General features: G+C 68.5%; 14 protein-coding genes. 2 read left to right on the forward strand and 12 right to left on the reverse strand.

What is annotated here, in order from left to right; all coding sequences use genetic code 11:
* Positions 1–61 precede the first annotated feature (61 nt).
* From AT699_RS25990 to AT699_RS26010, 5 genes are all read right to left on the reverse strand, one after another.
* Entirely contained in the window at positions 62–1,066 is a 1,005-nt protein-coding gene (locus tag AT699_RS25990; protein WP_024070339.1) for a ligase-associated DNA damage response exonuclease, read from the reverse strand.
* A gap of 95 nt (positions 1,067–1,161) precedes the next feature.
* A complete protein-coding gene (locus AT699_RS31235) occupies positions 1,162–3,666 on the reverse strand; it encodes a TonB-dependent siderophore receptor (protein ID WP_020926454.1) in 2,505 nt (834 codons plus the stop codon).
* A 134-nt stretch (positions 3,667–3,800) separates the two neighbouring features.
* Complete coding sequence (locus AT699_RS26000) at positions 3,801–4,808, reverse strand: FecR domain-containing protein (protein WP_223203240.1); 1,008 nt, start codon at positions 4,806–4,808, stop codon at positions 3,801–3,803.
* Positions 4,790–5,296 (reverse strand): sigma-70 family RNA polymerase sigma factor, encoded by a 507-nt coding sequence (locus tag AT699_RS26005; RefSeq protein ID WP_020926453.1) that lies wholly within the window; start codon positions 5,294–5,296, stop codon positions 4,790–4,792. Before AT699_RS26005 ends, AT699_RS26000 begins: the two co-directional genes overlap by 19 nt.
* A gap of 66 nt (positions 5,297–5,362) precedes the next feature.
* Positions 5,363–8,728, reverse strand: coding sequence for an ATP-binding response regulator (locus AT699_RS26010; protein ID WP_024070340.1), 3,366 nt, complete (start codon positions 8,726–8,728; stop codon positions 5,363–5,365).
* A gap of 169 nt (positions 8,729–8,897) precedes the next feature.
* On the opposite strand from AT699_RS26010, the gene AT699_RS26015 reads away from it, so the two are divergent.
* Positions 8,898–9,374 carry a hypothetical protein gene (locus AT699_RS26015; protein WP_058207482.1) on the forward strand — a complete coding sequence of 159 codons (477 nt, stop codon included), beginning with the start codon at positions 8,898–8,900 and terminating at the stop codon, positions 9,372–9,374.
* A gap of 16 nt (positions 9,375–9,390) precedes the next feature.
* Here AT699_RS26015 and dsbG read toward each other — a convergent pair whose 3' ends face one another.
* The 5 genes from dsbG to AT699_RS26040 form a co-directional block, all read right to left on the reverse strand.
* Complete coding sequence (gene dsbG, locus AT699_RS26020) at positions 9,391–10,158, reverse strand: thiol:disulfide interchange protein DsbG (protein WP_024070342.1); 768 nt, start codon at positions 10,156–10,158, stop codon at positions 9,391–9,393.
* A 271-nt stretch (positions 10,159–10,429) separates the two neighbouring features.
* Positions 10,430–10,927, reverse strand: a complete 498-nt coding sequence (locus AT699_RS26025) for a hypothetical protein (protein ID WP_024070344.1) — start codon at positions 10,925–10,927, stop codon at positions 10,430–10,432.
* Positions 10,928–11,044: 117 nt separating this feature from the next.
* Positions 11,045–12,250: a 3-sulfinopropanoyl-CoA desulfinase gene (acdA, locus tag AT699_RS26030; RefSeq protein ID WP_024070345.1), complete on the reverse strand. Its 1,206-nt coding sequence runs from the start codon at positions 12,248–12,250 to the stop codon at positions 11,045–11,047.
* Positions 12,251–12,295: 45 nt separating this feature from the next.
* Positions 12,296–13,255, reverse strand: a complete 960-nt coding sequence (locus AT699_RS26035; RefSeq protein ID WP_024070346.1) for a Bug family tripartite tricarboxylate transporter substrate binding protein — start codon at positions 13,253–13,255, stop codon at positions 12,296–12,298.
* Positions 13,256–13,335: 80 nt separating this feature from the next.
* Entirely contained in the window at positions 13,336–14,532 is a 1,197-nt protein-coding gene (locus AT699_RS26040) for a CaiB/BaiF CoA transferase family protein (protein ID WP_024070347.1), read from the reverse strand.
* 171 nt (positions 14,533–14,703) lie between these two features.
* On the opposite strand from AT699_RS26040, the gene AT699_RS26045 reads away from it, so the two are divergent.
* A complete protein-coding gene (locus AT699_RS26045) occupies positions 14,704–15,675 on the forward strand; it encodes a DMT family transporter (protein ID WP_035182098.1) in 972 nt (323 codons plus the stop codon).
* 16 nt (positions 15,676–15,691) lie between these two features.
* Here the strand turns inward: AT699_RS26045 and argE are convergent, their stop codons facing one another.
* Both argE and AT699_RS26055 read right to left on the reverse strand, forming a co-directional pair.
* Positions 15,692–16,852 carry an acetylornithine deacetylase gene (gene argE, locus AT699_RS26050; RefSeq protein ID WP_024070349.1) on the reverse strand — a complete coding sequence of 387 codons (1,161 nt, stop codon included), beginning with the start codon at positions 16,850–16,852 and terminating at the stop codon, positions 15,692–15,694.
* Positions 16,852–17,814, reverse strand: a complete 963-nt coding sequence (locus AT699_RS26055) for a Bug family tripartite tricarboxylate transporter substrate binding protein (RefSeq protein ID WP_024070350.1) — start codon at positions 17,812–17,814, stop codon at positions 16,852–16,854. The genes argE and AT699_RS26055 overlap by 1 nt, the downstream gene beginning before the upstream one ends.
* Positions 17,815–17,867: the final 53 nt, after the last annotated feature.

Here is a 17,867-nt window from a genome sequence, read left to right on the forward strand (position 1 = left end):
AAAAAAAGCGCCTGTCCCGCGGCCTGCCAGCACGGCCGGCCAGCACGGAAGGGCACGGCTCCTAGTCGTCTTCGCCGTACTGCGTGGCCAGCGTCTCGGCGGCGATGCCTGATTCGTTCAAGGTGCGCACCAGCGCGTCGGTGTCGCCGTGCGTGGCGATGACGCGCCGCGCACCGGTCTGGCGGACGGTGCGCAGCAGATCGGGCCAGTCGGCATGGTCCGACACGACGAAACCACGGTCCATGTTGCGCCGGCGCCGGTTGCCGCGCAGCCGCATCCAGCCGGAGGCAAAACCATGTTGGGCCTTGCGGAAACGCCGCAGCCACGCACTGCCGGCGGCCGAGGGCGGCGCCAGGACCAGCTCGCCAGCAAATCCCGTGCCCGCGGCCGCTGGCGCCCCTTCCGCGTCGATGACCAGGCGCGTATCGGCCATTGCCACGCCCGCGCCGCGATAGACGTCCACGCCCGCGGCGATCGCACCATGCAGGTAGACGGGGCGGTCGATGAAAGGCATCAGCTCGGCCAGCACGCGCTGCGCCTTGCCCAGCGCATAGCAGTAGAGAATGGCGGCCTCGCCGCGCGCCGCGCAGTGGTCGCGCCACTGCACGATGTCGCGCGCCACGTCGGCGGCGCTGGGCCAGCGGTATATCGGCAGGCCGAAGGTCGCTTCCGTGATGAAGGTGTCGCAAGGCACGACCTCGAACGGCGTACAGGTGGGGTCCGGCTGGCGCTTGTAGTCGCCCGACACGACCCACACCTGGCCATCGACTTCGACGCGCACCTGCGCGGACCCCAGCACGTGGCCGGCGGGGTGCAGCGAGACGCGCGCGCGGCCCAGCGTGAAGGGCTCGCCGTACGCATGGACGCGATAGTCCTGGTCCCCCAGCCGCCACCGCAGGATCGGCAGGCCCTCGACGCTGGTGTGATAGCGGCCCATGCCTGCGCGGGCATGGTCGCCATGGCCGTGCGTGAGGACCGCGACATCCACGGGACGCCAGGGATCGATGTAGAACCCGCCCGCGGCGCAATACAAGCCTTCTGGACGCAATTGGACGATGTCGGCCATGACTGTCTCCCGATCTGGCGGGCGCGGCTCGCGCGGGGTGCGCGAGCCGCGGCGCTGCATCTGTCGGTTATACCGCGAACGCGGCGCCGCCGACGCTACATCCTGTACTGCACCGTCAGCAGGTAATTGCGCGGCGCGCCGTAGTAATTGTGGTCGTAGCTGATGGAGCTGTAGTACTTCTTGTCGGTCAGGTTGCCCAGGTTCAACGCGAACGACAGACGTTCGTCCACGCGGTAGCCCAGGCGCGCGTCCAGCACGGTGTAGCCACCCTGCTCGCGGCCGTAATAGCCGAAGCCTGACGATTTGCTCTGGGTGGTCAGGCCGGCGCCCACCGAATAGCGGCTCCATTCCCCCGGCAGGCGATAGTTGGCCCACAGGCGCGCCAAATGGCGCGGGATCCCCGTGTTGGCCGAGATGTCGTAACCCACCGCCGGCACATCGGCGCTCCGGTGACGCGTCTGCGTATAGGTGTATGAGGCGGACAGCTGCAATCCAGGCAGCACCTCGCCATTGATCTCGGCCTCGAAACCCTGGCTGCGCACCTGCGCCGTGGGGCGGTAGCAGGTGCCGCCGCACTGGGCGTTGGCCACGGCCTGCGGGACGTCGGTATCCTCGAAGGCGACGTTCTTCTGCTCGGTGCGGAACAACGCAAGACCCACATCGACCCGGCCGTCCAGCAACTCACCCTTCAGGCCCAGCTCATAGTTGCGGCCTGTCACCGGCGCAAGGAATTCTCCGGAAACGCCGCGTTGGCTCTGCGGGCGGAAGATGTCGGCGTAGTTGGCATACGCCGACCATTGGTCGTCGAGCGTGACCACGGCCCCCACGAAGGGGGTGAACTCCGCGGACTCCTCGGCCGTGGTCTCGCTGTAGCCCCAGACCCCATTGGAAATGTAGGTCTGCTTGTACCAGGAGTAGCGGCCGCCCAGCACCAGCAGCAGCGGATCGGCCAGTTGGTAGCGCGCGCTGGCGTACAAGCCCTTTTTGTCGGAACGATAGCCATCGTCCATGCGGTTGGCCGCGATGATTTCGTCGCTGTTCAGGGCGGGCGCGGTGAATCGTTGATACGGGCTGCGGTTCAGGGTTTCGACGTTGCGCAGCCAACCCCAGGTGTCGTTGCTGCGCAGGTGCGAAAAGTTGGCCCCCACCGTCAGGCCGAGCTTGCGGCCGAACAGCGTGGTATCCCCCGTCAGATAGGTGTCGCCGCCCAGGTTCCTGGACTCCATGTCGAACGCATAGGCGTCGCCACGGTAGGTATTGGGCGGTCCCAGCCGTCCCGTGCGCAGCAGGTACTTGATGTCGTTGGCCTCCTGCACGCGCACCAGGGCGGCCTTGAATTTCCAGCCATTGGCGAAACGGTGGGTCAGGTCGGCGAACCAGGTGTCCTGCGTTTTCGAGGCATGGTTCCACGGCGCGCTCAGGTTGGTGGAACGCGCATAGTCGGGCATGGACCCGTCGGCATAGTTGGGCAGGCCCGACCAGTCGATCACGCCATAGGGCTTCTCGCGGCTGTAGCCGATGCCGACGGTGGTGGCGGCGCCCAGGTCGATGTCCAGCGCGCCGTAGAAGGTGCGGTCATGGGAGTTGATATAGTCGCGGAACGAACCGGCGGTGTCGTAGTTCACCACCACGCGGCCGCGCACGCTCTTGCTGTCATTGAGCGCGCCGCCCAGGTCGGCCTGCGCGCCGTACTGGTCCCACGAGCCGGCCTTGCCGGTGAAGACGAACTGGCGCTGCGGCGTCGGCCGCTTGCGGACCATGTTCACCGAGCCCGACGGGTCGCCGGCTCCTTCGAAAAGCCCTTGCGGACCGCGCATGATTTCCACGCGGTCATAGAGAGCCGCATCGGAATTGAAGGCCGAACCGCGCGCGTAGAGCTGCCGTTCCAGCGGCACGCCGTCGAACTGGTAGCTCTGGATGAAGAATCCGCGCGAATAAAACTGCCCGCCCGGCTCGTTCGCCACCATCGACACGCCTGGCGCGTGATTGAGCGCGTCGCGGATATCGGTAATGTTCTGGTCGTCCATGCGCTGGCGGGTAATCACCGAGACCGCCTGCGGGATCTCGCGCAATGATTGGTCGCCCTTGGCGATCGTCACCACGTTCGAAGCGTACGAACCGGTGCCTTCGGTGGTGGCGATGCCCAGACCCGGCACGGTGACCGGCGCCAGGGTTGCAACCTCGGCGCTGGTAGCCGCGCGCAGCCGGTATTGGCCCTGGGCATCCCTGACCGCTTCCACGCCGGTTCCCGACAACGCCGCCATGAGCGCGGCCTGTGAATCGTAGGTGCCTTGCACCCCGGGGCTGTGGCGCCCTTGCACCAGGCCGGGCGGGCTGGCAAGCAGCACGCCGGATTCGGCCGCATAGCGCGCCAGTACGGCATCGAGCGGGCCGGCCGGGATGTCGTAGCGGCGCGCCGCGCCGTCCGTCACCGCGCCGGCCTCCTGGGCGGCGGCGACCGGCAATCCGCCCGCCATCGCCACCAGCGCCCCGGCGCAGGCCAGTTGTGCCAGGCTGCGCGCGAGCGGCGCGCGGCGGGCCGCATCGGGGCGGCGCGCCGGCTCGGTGAAGTGACGGGGCCGGAGGGTTCGGATGGACATGCGGGCTTCCTCAAATGGGCAATTGGGGGATGGTCCGAAGACCTTTCACCCGCTTCATCGAACGAGCCACCCAAAACAGGAACCGCTTTTGCAAAAAAAATGCGCCACCGCCGCCACGCCCTGCCGGCGCCCCGTCAACGGGGGGTGACGCGGGTCCACCACGGCAGGGGATGGCTGACGCGGATGGGCATGACCGAAGCCAGCATGGCCAGTACCCGTTCGGGTTCGGTCATCGGGTAGCTGCCGAACACCGGCAGATCCGCCACCTCCGGCGACACGCTGAGCAGGCCGGCGCGATAGCGTCCGAGTTCGCGCAAGACCTCGCCCAGGGGCGCATTGCGGGCAATGTACAAGCCCCGCGTCGAGCCTTCGCTGGCCGGGTCCACCGGCTCGATCGGCGACAGTCCCGTCGCCGTCAGGCGCGCCTGCCAACCGGCGGGGATGACCACGCCGGCGCCATCGGCCCCATGCGCCTGGACGGCGCCGTCGTAGACCGCGATACGCGTGATGCCGGCGTCCAGCCTGACGGTGAAGCGCGTGCCGAGCGCGCGCAGCCGGCCTTGCGGCGTATCCACCACGAACGGCCGTTGCTGCCCGCCGGCCGTGCTGACCAGGATTTCGCCCGCGACCAGCCGCAGGCGCCTCAGCGCCGGGCCGAAGTCCGTGTCGAAGGCGCTTGCCGTTCCCAGCCAGACCCGTGTGCCATCGGCCAGCAAGACCTCCCGGACTTCGCCGGTGGCAGTGCGATGGTCGGCCATGCGGGCCAGGACCAGGCCGGCCAGCGGCGAGTAGCGCCAGGCCACCCCGCTCGTCAGGCCGGCGCCGGCCCCCAGCGCCAGACCGAGGACAACACGGCGCCGGGTTGCATTGGCGGTGGCGGCACGATAGGCGCCGACCGCGCCATGGGGATCGGGCGCCGTCTGGATGGGCCGGAACAATTGGCCGACGCGCTCGACCTGGGCCCAGGCCGCGCGATGCGCCTCGGCGCTATCACACCAGCGCCGCCACGCCTCGCGGTCGGTGGCGGTGGCCTCTTCCGATTGCAGCAGCGCGAACCACTGCGCGGCCTGCTCCAGGACCGCGTGCTCCCCGTGCCCCCGTTGCGGCGGCATGCCCATCGTCGTCAAAGCGTCTTCAGGCAATGCAGCATGGCCTGCGCGATGTACTTGCGCACCATGCGGGTGCTGACGCCCAGCTCCGCCGCCACTTCCGTTTCGCTCATGCCGCAACCGGAGGCCATGACGAAGGCGTGAGCCGCCTTCACGGGCAGGCTGCGCAACAGGCGGTCGATCTCTTGCAGCGCCTCCAGCACGATCGCCTGATGTTCGGCCGACGGCGCCAGCGCCTCGGGCTGGGCGGTGAGCGTGTCGAGCCAGGCCTGTTCGATACGCCGGCGGCGCCACAGGTCGACACACAGGCCGCCGGCCATGGTGCGCAGGTAGACGCGCGCTTCAGGCAGGCTGCCGAAGCGGCGCGGCGTGGTCAGGAGCCGCACGAACGCGTCCTGCGCCAGGTCGGCCGCGTCGGCGGCATTGCCGAGCCGACGGCGCAGCCAGGCCTGGAGCCAGGAATGATGGTCGCCGTAAAGGGTTTCCACGCTGGGCGGGATCGCGTAGTCGGAGGTATCCAAGGCAGGAGGCCGCCAGCCTGGCAACGGCATGACGGCGGCAATAGAACTTAATGGGAACGATTATTATTATCTAATTTTCCCGACCTGGATAGCGGCCGCGCCGCCATCAAGCCCCGCCGGGCCCCGTCGCTGCCGCCGGCGCGCCAGCGAAACCAGCAGTTGTTCCAACGCCGCAAAATCCACCGGCTTGACCAGGTGATGGTCGAACCCGGCCTCGTGGGAATGGCGCCGATCCTCGTCCTGGCCCCACCCCGTCATGGCGATCAGCACGACGCCCTGGCCCGACGGCGCCGAGCGTACCCGTCGCGCCACCTCGTGGCCGTCCATTCCCGGCATGCCGATGTCCACCAGCATCACGGCCGGCGCGAACTCGTCCAGCATGGCCAGCGCCTGCCGGCCGTCGCGCGCAACCCCAACCTGCGCGCCGAACGCCTGGAGCACCATGGCGGTCGTGTCCGCGGAATCGGTGTTGTCGTCCACCACCAGGATACGACCAAGTTTCTGCCTGGGCGCGGCCTGGCCGCCTTGCGGCGCCACTTGGCGCGGCGACGCGGCCTGCACCGGCAGGCGCACGACGATCTCGCAGCCCGTTCCGGGTCCCTGGCTCGCCGCCCTCACGCTGCCTCCGTGCAACGCCACCAGGCGCGCCACCAGCGTGAGCCCCACGCCCAGGCCGCCCGACCCGCGCCGGCCATCGACCTGCACGAAAGGCTCGAAGACACGTGTCAGCATATCCACCGGAATACCGCGTCCGTTATCCCGCACCGAAAGGATGAATTCGCCCGCCGCATCCTGCGTGCCCTTCAGGATGATATGGCCGCCCCGGTCGGTATATTTGGCCGCGTTGTTGAGCAGGTTGGAGACCACTTGCGTCAGTCGCACCGCATCGGCCTGCATCATCACCGGTTGCTCCGGCAGGGTCACGCTCACGGTGTGACCGGCCGCCTCGATCGGTCCGCGGCTTGCCTCCAGCGCGTTGCGCAGCAGCTCCACCAGGTCCACCGACGCCTTGCGCAGCAGGATCTTGCCGCTGTTGATGCGGGCGATGTCCAGCAGGTCATCCACCAGCCGCGCGATGTGGCTGACCTGGCGCGCGAGCATCTCATGGACGCGCACCGTGCCGGCGGCGTCCACCTCCGAATGCCGCAACAGGTGCAGTCCATTGTGCAGCGGCGCCAGCGGGTTGCGCAGTTCATGCGCCAGCATGGCCAGGAACTCGTCCTTGCGTTCGTTGGCGTCACGCAATGCCGCCTGGGTTTCTTGGCGCAACATTGCCAACCGCAAATGCGCGCCAACCCGCGCCTGCAATTCGGCGGGCGAGAATGGCTTGACCAGATAATCGTCGGCGCCCGCATCGAGGCCTTCGACGCGCGCTTCCTGCCCGGCGCGCGCCGACAGCAGGATCACCGGCACGGTCCGCGTCCGCGCATCGCCGCGCAGGGCCTGCAGCAAGGTCAGCCCGTCCATGCCAGGCATCATGATGTCGGTGATCACCAGGTCGGGCGGATCCTGCCGCGCGCTGCGCAGGGCTGTCGCGCCATCGGCGGCAATGCGCACATCGTAATCAGCGGCGAGCAGGCTGCGCAGGTACTCGCGCAGATCGGCATTGTCGTCAGCGCAGAGGATCCGCGGGCGATTGGCGGCGCCCGCGGATGCAAGCGCCGGGGATGCGTTGGCCAGCCAGCGCGACGCTTCCTGGCGGGCCTGCATCGTGGCATTGCCCGCGACGGGTTCGTGGGCGACCTTGCCATCGGCCGCGCTCGCCTGCTTCTTGGGCAGCGTGACCGTGAACACGCTGCCCACGCCCGGCTCGCTATCGACGCTGATGGCGCCGCCCAACAGCTTGACCAATTCACGCACCAGCGCCAGCCCGATACCCGAGCCTTCGTGGCTGCGGGCCGCCGGACTTTGGCCCCGGTGAAAGCGCTGGAAGATATTGGCCAGGTCCGAGCGGGCGATGCCGACACCGGTATCCCGCACGGACAGGACCACCTCATCGCCGCTGTCGCGCAAGGCCACGTCGATCGATCCCCGCAAGGTGTACTTGAACGCGTTGGACAACAGGTTCAGCACGATTCTTTCGTACCAGTCGCGATCGATGAGCACGGTGGGCACCGCGTCGCACTGTACCGACAAGGCCAGCCCCGCGCTCTCCATCGCCGATCGGAACGCGCTGGCGTGCTCCTGGGTGGCGCGGGCCAGGTCGGTGGGCTGCAGCCGCGCCACCATGCCGCCCCCTTCGATACGCGAAAAATCCAGCAGCGAGTTCACCAGCTTCTGCAGGCGCAGCGCATTGCGCAACAGCAGTTCCAGCGTCTCGCGTTCCAGGCCTGCCGACGGCTGCGCCAGCGCCTGTTGCAGCGGTCCGAGAATCAGCGTGAGCGGCGTCCGGAACTCGTGGCTGACGTTGGAAAAAAAAATGGTCTTGGCGCGATCCAGCTCCGCCAGAACTTCGGCGCGCCGAGCCTCCTGCTCATAGGCGACGGCGCTGGCGATGGCGCTGGCCGAATGCTGGGCGACCAGGTCGAGGAAGTCGCGGTAGGCGCTATCCAGCGGCCGCCGCGCACTGACGCCCAGCACCATGACGCCCGAGACCGAGCCGTCAGCGGTCCAGCGCAACGGCAGGATGCGCGCCCATGCGGCCAGATCGGGCCAGGGCCCGCCTGGCAATGCCAGCCCCAACGACGCCAGCGCCACGGTCTGCGGTTCGCCATTGCCGGCGACGGCAGCCAGGGGCCAGTGGGCTGCCGGGCGCGACTGCGCATTCACGCCGGTCGCGGCAAGCAGTTCGAAGTCCGGGTCGCCGCATCGATAGATCAGGCAGAACGGCACGTCGCGCGGGTTGCGCGCCAGCACATCGCAGATACGCCCCGCCGTGGCGGCCGGCCCGGCGGCCGGCACCGGCTGCGCGCCGAGCTCGCGCAAGGTTTCCAGACGCCGCGCGCTGACGATCTTCTCGGTGGTCTCGGTGCAGGGGCAGAAAACGCCCTGGACGGTGACGCCGTCCGCCGCCAGGATCGGGCCGTAGGTGAAGGTGACGTAGACTTCTTCGCGCGGCAGGTGGCGGTCGAAATAGTATTCCTCGTCGTAGGACCAGGTAGCCTGGCCGCTGCGATAGACACCCGCAAGCATCGGGCCGATTTCGGGCCAGATCTCGCTCCAGCATTCCTGCCCGGGCCGGCCAAGCGCCGCCGGATGCTTGTGGGCGCCCAGGAACGGAACATAGGCATCGTTGTACAGGACGCTGAAATCCTCGCCCCACCAGAGCAGGATGGGAAAGCGGGAACTCAGGCACAGGCTCAATGCCGTGCGCAGATTCTGCGGCCACAGGGCGGGCGGCCCGATCGAAGTCGAGTCCCAATCCAGTTGCCGCAGATGCCGCGCGACCTCGCCCTGATCTGGCAGGAATTTCAAACTCGGGTCGAGTTGCAAGGGTTCTCCTGTAGGAAAGAGCCGCCTGATCCGGCGACCGCCAGGCTTGGCCGGATGCTTCGATGGTATCGCAGGGCTATTCGCAAAAGACAGGAAGTGGTGAGTAGCGGTAACTGTCCTTGGCCGATGGCAAAGTAGAATGGCCTCGTCCTTCCACCGGCCGGCTCTCATGACCCATCCCCCCGAACCCTATCTGCCGCGGCGCTTCGAACCACTGGGCAATTGGAATCTGGCCGGCCACATCCTCAAGGCCTACGCCATTCATCACGATGCGCGCCATCCGGCGCCCTTGCTGGATGCCGCGCTCGCCGCCGCGGCGCGCGCGGCCGCGGGCGCGGCGCTGGCCGAACACGCGCAGGACGCCCGCAGCCATGGCCTGGGCTTCTGCATGGTGCATGTGGGCCAGGAAGCCGTATGGCTGCTGGTGGACTGGTGGATCACGGGCGGCATCGCCTGCCAGCGCATGCTGTCGGCGCCGCTCGCGCGTCCCGGCCATTACGCGCCGGTGCAGGTGCCAGCGCTGGCCTGCGTCTGGGAACTGGTGGTTACCGCGCACGAGCGCGACGCCTGGGTACGGCATATGCTGAATCCGGCGCCGGACCCCGGGGCGTATCTCGCGGACGTCCTGCCCGCCGGCGCGTACTGAACCAGGCGCGGCCGCGTCAGCGCGGCCCGAACACCTCGGCCAGCTTGCCGGCCTGCGGCATGCCGTTGTACTTCTTGAGCGCGCCGCTGTCGTCGCGCACGACGATGCCCGGCGTGCCGCGAAAGCCCAGCGACACCATCAGCGCCTGGTTGTCGTCGAGGATCTTGCCGATGTTGTCGGGCACGCTCTTGGCAGGCGTGATGCCGCCCTTGTCGAACTTGTGTTCGTTCTCGATCAACGCGGCAGACGGATCGGCGGCGCCCAGGATGGCGGCGGCCTTGGCGGGACTGTCCTGCCGGATCACGCCCACCAGCACATGCCGCAATTGCACCTTGCCGGAATCCACCCACGGACGCGCGGCTTCCCAGAACTTGTGGCAATAGGGGCAATTGGCATCGCTGAAGGTGTAGATGATGCGCGGCGCGTCCTTCTGGCCGTCGAGCACCCACGTCGATTTTTCCAGCTGCGCCCAGGCCTGGTCGCCCATCGGCTTGCTGACCAGGGCCTCGATCCTGGCATCGTCAAGCGGCTTGCCCTGGGCATCCAGGCGCGCGCCGACGATGGCGTTGCCATCGGGGGTGACATAGATCGCCACGGGCTGGTCGCCAGCCACGCCGGCGAAGGCGCGCAGGTTGCCGTCGACCTTGAATTCCTGCACCACGCGCAGGCCGCGCGTCTCCAGCGCCTTGAGCACGGCGGGCCGATCCTGGGCCTGGCTGCCGGCGGCGGCAAGCATGGCGGCCAGGGCGAAAAGGATGCGGCTGGGCGCATGCGGACGAATCATGGGGACTCCTGTTGCTGAAATCGGGGGATGGCGCGGCCGCGCGAAAGGCTATCCGGGCCGCCGCGCGCCAGCGATGCTGGCCGCCAATGTGGCCAGCGCCAACGCCAAGGGAATCAATGATACCCACAGCACTGTCATCCAGTCATACAAGGCCGGCAGCCCGCCGGAAGCGAAGGCCCCGCGGCCAGCGCCGCCGACCAGCATGGCCGCACACCGTGCCGCGAAGAAGCGGCGCGCAGCGCCTGGCGCATGGCGGCGTGGCCGCGCGTCGCTATGGAACCAGCCCGGCCTGCTGCAGGCGCCAACGCGGGATCTCGTATTCATACGAGGCGGTGGCCAGGGTGTCATACTGCCTGAACCATGGCGCGACATGCCGCTCGATATCGGCCGGCAGGGTGTCCAGCCATTGCGCCAGATCCTTGGCAGAGCAGAGGGCGAGGACGGCGCCGCTGCCCAGCGTCGCCTCGGCGACCAGCCCCTGGCCCGGCACCAGGCAGGCGCGGCGATACAGCCGCCCCTTGGACCAGACCTCGGGCGGCACGTAGACGGGCCATTCGCGTTCGCATGGCACCGACACATAGAGCCCCAGCGACACCAGCTGGCGATTCTCGAACGACTCGCGATAACGCAGCAATTCCACACCCTGCTCGACATCGCCCAATGCCCGCCACAGGCAGCGCTTGCGCCGCTTCCTCCAGCCCGCGAACGCGGGCTGCGCGCGCAGCGTCTCCATGAATCCCAGCTCGATCGGGTCGAACGCTATCGGCACGGCAGACTCCCTGTATCTGTTCCGCGACAGATTCAACACCGTTATGCCAGGGGCCGGGCGGCAATCCATGACAATTGCAACAAAATCCCGCCAGGCCCGGGCCGGACCGCGATGCCGTCACCGCCCCCGGATATAGCCGTCGCGCGTCTGTGGCAGCTTCATCCCCAGGATCGATGACGCCACCTGGGTGCGCAGGATCTGCGCGGTGCCGCCCGCGATGGTGAACATGCGCGCGTCGCGCACGTGGCGTTCCAGCGGCAGGTCGCGCCCATAGCCGGACGAGCCATGCAGCTGCAAGGCGTCGTTGGTGACGCGTTGCGCGGTCTCGGCCGCCACGATCTTGGCCTGCGCGGCCAGCGAGATGTCCGGAAAACCGAAAGTCTCCGGCGTGCCGCTGTTGGCCGCGGCGTGCAGCATGTGCCGCGCGCAGTTGAGCTGGATGGCCATGTCCGAGATCATCCACTGCAAGCCCTGGAATTCGGCAATGGGGCGGCCGAACTGGTGGCGTTGCTTCACGTATGCCACTGCCTCTTCGAAAGCGCCCTGCGCAATGCCCAGCGCCACGGTGCCGGCGCCGACGCGCTGCGCGTTGTATGCCTGCATCAACCCCGCGAACCCGCGCTTGAGTCCTTCGGGCGGCACGACCAGCATGGACCTGGACACCTTCAGGTCGGTGAAGCGCAGATAGGTCTCCGGGATGCCCCTGACCCCCATGGCGTAGGACCGCTGCGTGACCGCCAGCCCGTCCTGGAGGGCGGGATCGTCCTTGATGTGGATGAACGCGCCGATGCCCTGGTCGCCCCCGTCTTCGATGACGCGGGCGAATATCAGGTGCAGGCGCGAAACGCCGCCGCCGGTGATCCAGTACTTCTCGCCGTTGATGAGATAGTCGTCGCCATGCCGCACGGCCCGCGTCGCCATCTCGCTGGCGGCGCTGCCCGCCTGCGGCTCCGAGATGCAGATGGCCGGCTTGTCGCCCGCCAGCACGCAGGCCGCGGCCCGCTGCTTCTGTTCATGCGTGCCGTACCGCATGATGGCGCCAATCGCGCCCATGTTGGCCTCGACCGTGATCCGGCCCATGGTCGCGCACGCCTTCGCCATTTCCTCGACCACGATGATCGTGTCCTGGTGGCCGAGCCCCTGGCCGCCGTACTCACGGGGGATGGTCATCCCCATGAACCCCTGGTCGCACAGCTGGCGCACGTTGTCCCACGGATACTGCTCGCTCTGGTCGGTGTGCGCCGCGGTCGGCTTGAACGCCTGCTGGGCCAGCTCCCGGGCGCGCTGCCGCAGCGCCACTTGTTCCTTCGAAAGTACCACCATGATTTCTCCTGATTGCCGCTGAAAAAAAAGCGCAGCGCGCGCCGCTCAGCCCACTTTGATGTTGGCGTTGCGCGCGACTTGCGCCCAACGCGCAACCTCGGCCCGGGTCAACTGCGCCAGCTCGGCGGGCGTGCCGCCGCCGGCGTCCGCGCCCAGCTCCACCCATCGCCGCGCGAACGGCGCGTCTGCAAAGGCGCCGTTGACGGCCCGGTTCAGCGACGCGACCGTATCCGCGGGAGTGCCGGGCGGCGCATAGATGCCGTACCAGCTGGTCGCGTCGTAGTTCTCGGCGCCGCTTTCCGCGGCGGTGGGGACATCGGGCAGGCTGGCCGACCTGTCCTTGGACGTAACCGCGATGGCGCGGACGCTGCCGGCCCGGATGTGCTGGATGGCCGACGGCATGGTCTCGAACATCATGTGCACGTTGCCGGCGATGATGTCGACGATGGCCGGCGCCGAGCCGCGATACGGCACATGCATCATCCGGGTGCCGGTCACGCTCTTGAAGTACTCCGCCATCAGGTGCTGCATGGTGCCGGCGCCCGGGGTGGCGTAGCTGTACTTCTCCGGGTCCGCCTTCAGCAGCCTGACCAGTTCCGCCACATTGCCGGCCGGCAGGTCCTTGTTGACGATGAGCGCGTGATTGACCCGTCCCAGGAAACCCACCGCGGACATCTCGCGGATGTCGTAGCCCAGCTTCGGATAGACCGACTGCGCGATCGCATGGTGCACCGCCCCGAAGAGAATGGTGTAGCCGTCCGGCCTGGCCTTGGCGACCGCGTCCGCGCCCAGGGTCCCGCCCGCGCCGCCACGGTTCTCGACGATCACCGATTGGCCCAATCCGGCGCGCAGTGGCTCGGCCAGCTGCCGCGAAAGAATGTCCACGGTGCCGCCCGGCGCATACGGCGCGACCAGCCGTATCGTCTGCGAGGGGTATCCGCTGGCGGCCAGCGCCCTGCCGAACGGGGCGGCCGCGGCAAGCAACAACAACTGTCTCCTGTCCATGTCTGTCTCCTCTGGTGGATCGGCCCTCGGATCGGGGCCTGATTGCTTCTGCTTCGGATACCGGCCCGCGGCCGCGGGCGCTATGCCCGCGCGCCGCCGCCCCAATCGCGCAGGATCTCGTCGACGTGCTCGTTCAGGCGCGGCGGCGCACGCCGGTACGACACCGGCGTGCGCGACAGCTTCAAGGGGTTGGCCAGCAGGCTCACCGCGCCATCGCGCGCCCAGTCGCAGGGCATGCGCAGATGGGCGCCGCGTTCCTGCACATGCGGATCCTCGAACACCTCGCGCAGATCGTTGACCGGTCCGCACGGCACGTTCACGGCCTCCAGCGATTGCAGCCAGTATTGGCGCGGGCGGGTGCGCAGCGCCGCCTGCACGGCTTCACACACGGCCTCTCGGTGCCGGACCCGCGCGACGTTGGTGCCGTAGCGCTCGTCCCGCGCCACCGCTTCGATGCCGGCGACCTCGCAGAAACGCCGGAATTGCCCATCGTTGCCGACCGCCAGGATCATCGGCCCGTCGGCCGTCTCGAACACCTGGTACGGCACGATGTTCGGATGGCCGTTGGCCAGCCGCTTCGGGACCTCTGCACTGGCGAGGTAATTGGTGCCCGCGTTCACCAGCCAGGCGATCTGGCTGTCCAGCAGCGAAATGTCGATCTGCTGCCCTTCTCCGGTCGCGTCGCGATGGCGCAACGCCGCCAGGATGCCGACCGCCGCGTACATGCCCGTCATGACGTCGGCGATGCCGACGCCCACCTTCATCGGCGTGCCGTCGGTCTCGCCGGTCAGGCTCATGATGCCGCCCATGCCCTGGATCAGGAAGTCATAGCCTGCGCGCCGGGCGTAGGGGCCGGTCTGGCCGAAGCCGGTGACCGAGCAATACACCAGGCCGGGATAGCGCTGGCGCAGGCTGGGATAGTCCAGTCCATGCCTGGCCAATCCGCCGACCTTGTAGTTTTCCACCAGCACATCGGCCCGGGCCAGCAGGCGGTGCAGCAGCGCGCGCCCGTCCTCGGTGGCCATGTCGATGGCGATCGAGCGCTTGTTGCGATTGGCGCTGAGGTAGTAGGCGCTCTCGTCCGTGTCGCGGCCATCCTTGCCGACAACGTAGGGCGGCCCCCATTTGCGCGTATCATCGCCCTCCCCGGGCTTCTCCACCTTGACCACGTCCGCGCCCAGATCGCCCAGCAGCTGGGTGGCGCTGGGACCGGCCAGAATGCGCGAAAGGTCAAGAATGCGCACGCCGTCGAGCGCGCCGGGGATCATCGACTGCATGCCTGTCTCCACGATTGATGTCGAGGCAGTCTAGAATTCGGTCCCTTCACCTTCAATTGAGATTTTTTTCAAGAACGCCCCGCGCGAATTGACGTTGCCAACGCCACCACGACGCACTACGCTTGCATCGTCCCGATTCGCCGCCACCGCCTCCTCACCTTCGAAGCACAAATGAAAAATACGTTGATGGCCACGCACCTGCGCCTGGTCGGCATGGCGGCGCTCTGGGGCGCGTCGTGGTCCTGGGGCAAGGTCGTTGCGCAGGCGATGGCCCCGCTGGCCGCGGCCAGCCTGCGGTTCCTGTTCGCCAGCGTGGTGCTGGTGCTGTGGATGCATCGCGCGTCCGCGCTGCGCGACCTGAAGAAACTGACGCGCAACCAGTGGCTCGGCCTGGCCGCCGCGGCCATGGCGGGCGTATTCGGCTACTCGACCTTCTTCATGCTGAGCCTGCAGCTGGTGCCGGCCGGCAAGGCCGCCATCGTGGTGACGCTCAATCCCGGCGCCACGCTGCTGCTGGCGGCCATCCTGTTCAGGGAGCACCTGAACCCGGCGATCCTGGCGGGCATGGTCCTGTCGGCCATCGGCGCCTACATCGCGATCAGCGGCAACGGACCGAGCGCCGCCCTGCCCGGCTCGGTCGGCATCGGCGAGCTGTTGCTGCTGGGCTGCGTGGCCTGCTGGGTCGCGTACACGCTGATCGGCCGGCTGGTGCTCAAGGGCGTGGACGCATTGACCACCACCACGGTCACCACCGTGATCGGCGCCTTGCTGCTCCTGCTGGCCAGCATCGGATTCGAAGGCACCGCGGCCTGGGGCGCGCTGCGCGGCGCGCCGGCGGATGCCTGGGTCAGCCTGCTGGCCCTGGCCTTCGGCGCCACGGCCGTCGCCTATGCCTGGTACTTCGAGGGCGTCAAAGCGCTGGGCGCCGGCGCGGCTTCGGGCTACATCACGCTGGTGCCCGTGTTCGGCGTGCTGTTCTCCAGCCTGTGGCTGGACGAACCCACCAGCAAGAGCCTGTTCCTCGGCGCCGCCCTGGCCATTTCCGGCATGGCGCTCATGCATGTCGGCCGGCGCCGGGCGGAACTGCGCGGCCAGCGCCTGGCCCGCGCAGCGCGCGAAGGCGCGCCGGGCGGCAAACCCTGAATTCCGTCCGCCGGTGTCATTGCGCCAGCAGGCGCGCCAGGACCCCCTCACACAACGCCAGCTGCTCCACCGCAATGAACTCGTCCGCGGTGTGAGCCTGGGCGATATCGCCCGGCCCGCACACCACCGTCGGGATGCCCGCGGCCTGATACAGGCCCGCTTCGGTGGTGAACGCCACGTGGCCGCCCTTGCCCGCCCCCGCCTGGAACAGGCGCGCGACGATGCCGTCCTCGTCGCGCCGGGATACCAGCGCCGGCACCGCGGTGCGGCGGAAGACGTCGACCCGCGAGGCCTCGACCTTGTCGCGCATGCGTCGCTGCAGTTCGGCCGCGCGCGCGTGGATCGGCGCCAGCACGGCATCGGGATCGACGCCGGGAAGAAAACGCAGGTCGAAGTCGAATTCGGCGCTTTCCGGGATGACGTTGGCCGCCTGCCCCGCGTGCACGCGGCAGACCGCCATGGTGGAGAACGGCACGTAGAAATCCTCGTCCACCTCCCGCTGCGCCAGCTGCCCGGCCTGCTCCGTGATTTCCGCCACCAGGGCGCAGGCCACTTGCGCCGCGTTCACGCCCAGGCCGCTCAGGGACGAATGCGCCGCGCGGCCAAGCACCCGGCACCGCAGCGCGTGCCGCCCCTTGTGGGCGCGCACCACCGCCATTCCGGTCGGCTCGCCCACCACGCAGGCCTCGGGCCGGATGCCGAGTCCGCGCAGATCCTCCAGCAGACTGCGCACGCCGATGCAGCCGATCTCCTCATCGAAGGTGAAGGCCACATGCACGGGCCGCTTCAAGGCCTTCAGGTCGAGCCGCGCCAGCACCGACAGCACGCAGGCGAGAAATCCCTTCATGTCGCATACGCCACGGCCGTAGACCCGGTCGCCTTCGCGCGACAGCTCGAACGGCGCGCGCGACCATTCCTGGCCGGCCACCGGCACGACGTCGGTATGCCCGGACAGCAGGATGCCGCCGACATCGCCGCCGTGGCTGGCATACAAGTTGGCGCGCCGCCCATCCGGACTGTAGGTGTAGCGGATGCGGAACCCCAGCCCGCGCAAGGCCTCCTCGATCATCCCCAGCAACGGCAGGTTCGATGCCGTGCCCGACACCGTCTCGCATGCCACCAGCCGCTCCAGCCACGACAGGGCCGCGTGCAGGCCATCAGGAAGAGAGGATGCCATCACGCCTCCAGGGAAATGTTGGCGCGTTTCGCCACCGACCGCCATTTTTCAAGTTCGACGCCGATCTGCCTGGAGAATTCCTCCGGCGCATTGGCGCGCGGCACGGCGCCCAATTCCACGATCCGGGCGGCGACCTCCGGCCGTTTCAATGCCGCCATGACCGCTTCCTGCAAGGCCGCCACCAAAGCGGGGGGCATGCCCGCCGGACCGACCAGGCCGAACCACGCGGGATCGTTGAGCGCCGGGATGCCGGCCTCGGCAAATGTCGGCACGTCGGGCAGTTGCGCGACACGCCCCGGCCAGGCGACCGCCAGCGCGCGCAAGCGTCCGCCCTGCACGTGCGGCAGCGAGGCCGGCAGGTTATCGCACAGCACGTCGACGTGGCCGGCGATCGCGTCCTGCAAGGCCGGCCCCGCGCCGCGGTACGGCACGTGCCGCAGGCGCGCGCCGGTCGTCTGCGCCAGGAGTTCGCCCATCATGTGCCCAAGCGAGCCAACGCCCGGCGATCCGAACATCAGCTCGCCGTCCTTGCGCCTGGCCAGCGCGACGAACTCCACCAGATTGGCGGCAGGCAGTCGCGGATTGATCGACACGATGTTGGGGACGTCGGCCAGATTGGAGATGGGGGAAAAATCGCGCAGGGGCTGGTAGCCGGGCCTGGCCGAGACGGCGGGCTGGATCGCATGCGTACTGACCGTGGCCACTCCCAGCGTCAGCCCGTCCGGCGCCGCGCGCGATACATGCAGGGCGCCCACCGCGCCGCCGGCGCCCGGCCTGTTTTCGACAATGACGCTCTGCCCGAGGCGCTCCGCCAGCGCCCCCGCGATGAGGCGCGGGATCAGGTCCGCCGAGCCCCCCGGCGCGAAAGGCACGACGATACGGATGACGCGGTCCTGGGCCTGGACCCGCGACACGGCGGCCAGCGACAACGCGCAAGCCTGGATGAAATGACGGCGCTTCATGTGTTTTCCCCTTCCGGTTATGAAAAAGCCCCTCTTGCAGGGGCTTGGTCGTC

Origin of the sequence: Achromobacter xylosoxidans, assembly GCF_001457475.1 — a bacterium.
GTDB lineage: Bacteria > Pseudomonadota > Gammaproteobacteria > Burkholderiales > Burkholderiaceae_B > Achromobacter > Achromobacter xylosoxidans.